The sequence below is a fragment of the Aeromonas sp. QDB11 genome (genome assembly GCF_027705265.1).
Lineage (GTDB): Bacteria > Pseudomonadota > Gammaproteobacteria > Enterobacterales > Aeromonadaceae > Aeromonas > Aeromonas allosaccharophila.
In genome coordinates this window covers 1-3359 of the sequence record NZ_JAPDBM010000133.1, presented here as the reverse complement: position 1 = coordinate 3359, position 3359 = coordinate 1, and the positions used below count along the sequence as shown (strand labels likewise).

The 3359-nt window shown below is 51.4% G+C and carries 2 protein-coding genes and 1 pseudogene; 1 reads left to right on the top strand and 2 read right to left on the bottom strand.

Annotated elements, in window-relative coordinates; genetic code table 11:
- Positions 1-234: 234 nt before the first annotated feature.
- Positions 235-603, bottom strand: coding sequence for a VOC family protein (locus OKC40_RS22045; protein WP_270796989.1), 369 nt, complete (start codon positions 601-603; stop codon positions 235-237).
- 163 nt (positions 604-766) lie between these two features.
- The gene (locus OKC40_RS22040; protein ID WP_270796988.1) at positions 767-1234 is read right to left on the bottom strand and encodes a hypothetical protein; all 468 of its coding nucleotides are present in this window, start codon (positions 1232-1234) and stop codon (positions 767-769) included.
- Between the two features lie 154 nt (positions 1235-1388).
- Here OKC40_RS22040 and OKC40_RS22035 point away from each other — a divergent pair.
- Positions 1389-3281: pseudogene (locus OKC40_RS22035) on the top strand (DEAD/DEAH box helicase family protein); the annotation flags it as partial.
- Positions 3282-3359 lie beyond the last annotated feature (78 nt).

Here is a 3359-nt window from a genome sequence, read left to right as displayed (position 1 = left end):
CCGAAACCAAATCAACAGGTGTCGGATTTTTACACATCAGCAGGATCGGTCAATGGATCCTTAACTGATCGGCATTACCGTCAATTGACGGCCCCTTTCTATTAATGATGGCGATGGAACTGATGGCTTGGTGGACTCAGGGATAGATGCTCACTTCTATCAGGTTCTGATCCGGATCGAGGAAATAGAGTGACTCTGATAGGTGTTGCACCGTCAGGCGCCACGCCAACCCTGTCAGGGATAGATGCTCACTTCTATCAGATTCTGATCCGGGTCGAGGAAGTAGATGGATTCTATCGGCCCGCAGGCACCGCTTTTGGTCACCGGCCCCTCGACAATCTCCACCCCGTGACAGGCCAGCTGGGCCATCACCTGCTCCAGCGGCCAGCGGGTGATAAGGCAGATATCTCCCGACCCCACCTGCGCCCGATTGCGCGGCTCCTGCCCAAGCAGTTGCAGATTGATCTTCTGGTTGCCGAACCCCAACGCCCGGCGCCCCGCACCGAAGGTGATGGCCTCCATATTGAGCACCGAACTGTAAAAGGCCACGGCCCGTTCGATATCACTGACCGTCAATACCAGATGGTCGATATGGCTGATCATGGTTACCTCCTGGTGGTGATCTGGCTGATGTGACCGACATATGCCCGCCAGCATCCGACTGTCGTCGCCACTGCGGGCAACCCCATCATACCCGGCAAGAGGAAGCCCATGTATGCCGTGACGCGCAAAGCGAGCGCAAATGATCTGGTCAGATAAATTCGCGTTACTGCACCGCTGCGCACGCTCTGTCACGCTGGGCCAGCAGAGCTTCATCGTCACTGTCCATCGCAGCCAGAATCGCCTGATTGCAGACGCGCTCCGCCAGCTTGGCCGGACTCTGTTTGGCATCCCCAATCTCGGCAATCATCGGCCGATAACTGATGGCAGCCGAGCAGTACATGGTGCGAAATTTGGGCAGTTGCCAACTGCTGTCATCCTGCCGAGTCAAGTCATCACACAGCTTGTGAAACAGGGCGGACGCCTTGACCGTACATTGGCTAAAGCGCCGCACATCCTGCTGGTAGGGACGACAAACGCTCGGCTGCTGGATCTGCCACAGCTGAAAAGAGAACGGGACCGACTCCCCCTCATACTGCACCACCAGCGTCTTGGCCTCGGTGCCATAGATATCCGCGACCTGCTGCTGTACCAGATTGAGATAAGCCGAAAAAAGATAGGAAACCGGATCCATCACCACCTCCCTGTGGTTGTCACTGCCGGGCTTTATTACCGAAAACCGGGGCGATTTTCAAACGAGTAACAGGCGACAACAGCTTACTGATTTGGTTGGAAAAAATGATACTCTTCTCGCCACCCTCATGTACAACGTTCAAGGCTAAAGTGCGATGCAACAATGCGGTATTTATGAACAGCTCATTACTCAACTGCTGACATCTCGACTCGACCGCGAGCGCTTTTACGTAGGGGAACGCCAGCTTGAACCTGCCGAAGCGGCAGTTTGGTTATCCAGATTTCTGAGTCGGGTTTTGGAATATGCGGTGGGTTCGGTAACTGGAGAGGATCAACTCCAACGTCAGATTGAGCTGGCTAACCAGTTATTACTTTGGCTAAAGGATCGCACACAAGACCCAGACTTTATTGGCGAGAACCTCATCGATAGTCAGGGAAAAATTCTGACAGCGCTCTATCAGTTGGATAACCCCATCTCAGCCAATTTAAAGCAATATGCCGAGAATATTTTCCCTCTGACCGGTCTAACGCAAAGTGAGCTGTTCTGCGGCAGCAATGCGGGTTTGTCGATGGAGTCGGAGATTAAACGGGAGATATTGTCTGCAGATAGCATCTGCTGGCTGGTCTCATTTATCAAATGGGCAGGTATCCGTATTTTCCGTCATGAGCTGGAAGAGTTCACTCGCAGCGGCCGCCAATTAAAAGTAATTACTACCTCTTATATGGGGGCGACCGACGCCAAGGCAGTTGAATTTTTAGCCAACCTCCCCAATACCGAAGTCAAACTCAGCTATAACACCCAGCGTGAGCGGTTGCATGCCAAGAGCTATCTCTTTTGCCGAAATACCGGCTTTCATACCGGCTATATAGGTTCCTCCAATCTCTCTCATTCTGCCCTCACCAGCGGTTTGGAGTGGAACCTAAAAATCACCTCGCAAGAGATCCCTCATATTATCGAGAAATCCCTGAGTACCTTTGAAACCTATTGGGAATCCGATGATTTTGAGCTGTTTGATGGCAAGCTGGAAAGCCGTACAAAATTGCAGTATGCGCTGCAAGAGGCCCGTGGGGATGGGGACAAAAATAGCCCTGCCTATTTCTTTGATATCACGCCGTTTCCCCATCAACTGGAGATCCTTGAACAATTGGCGATGGAGCGCGCTTTACACCAGCGCTTTCGTAACTTGGTGGTAGCGGCTACCGGTACAGGGAAAACCCTGATCTCCGCCTTTGATTTTGCGCGTTTTTTGAAAACCAAACCCGATGCCAAGTTTCTGTTTGTCGCCCACAAAGAGGAGATCTTGCGCCAAGCATTAGCCTCGTACCGCGGAGTGCTCAAGCAATCCAATTTTGGCGAACTATTGGTCGGCGGATCTGTACCGACCCACTACCGTCAGCTGTTTGCCTCAGTGCAATCCTTTAATAACCAGCTGGCTAATTTGCGTCTTAGCCCAAATTATTTCGATTACATCGTCATCGATGAGGTTCACCATATTGCGGCGGCCAGTTATCGCGGTCTGCTCGCCGCCTTTGAACCTCGCATTCTGTTGGGATTGACCGCAACGCCAGAGCGCCATGATAGCGGTGATATTCTCGCCGACTTTTGTGGTGTGATCGCAGCGGAGATTCGTTTACCAGAGGCCATCAATCGTCGCCATCTCTGTCCGTTCCAATATTTTGGTATCGATGATGATACTGACCTGCGCCAAGTGACTTGGAAAAATGGTCGTTATGACATCACTGAGCTCACCAATATCTATACCCACAATCAGCAGCGGGTACAGAAAATCGTCCAGAGCCTCGATGAGATCGTCACCGATATTACCAAGATCAAAGCGCTGGCATTTTGTGTGAGCCGAGAACATGCCGATTTTATGTGCAAGGCTTTTTTATTAAAGGGCATCAAGGCTGACATCCTCACCAGCGATAACCGAGACGAGCGCCATAGTAAGCAACAAGATTTGCGTACCGGCGTTATCAATATCCTCTGCGTAGTGGACATCTTCAACGAAGGTGTCGATATCCCGGAAGTCGATACCTTGCTGTTTTTCATCTACAGGACCTTAAGCATTGAGCCCCTTTAAAACGCCCTCCAAGGTCCTGTTCTGTATCGATTTTCTCTGCTT

What these genes read in the sequence shown, in the direction of transcription:
- OKC40_RS22045 (WP_270796989.1), bottom strand. Translation starts at nt 603, where the DNA reads ATGATCAGCCATATCGACCATCTGGTATTGACGGTCAGTGATATCGAA.
- OKC40_RS22040 (WP_270796988.1), bottom strand. Translation starts at nt 1,234, where the DNA reads ATGGATCCGGTTTCCTATCTTTTTTCGGCTTATCTCAATCTGGTACAG.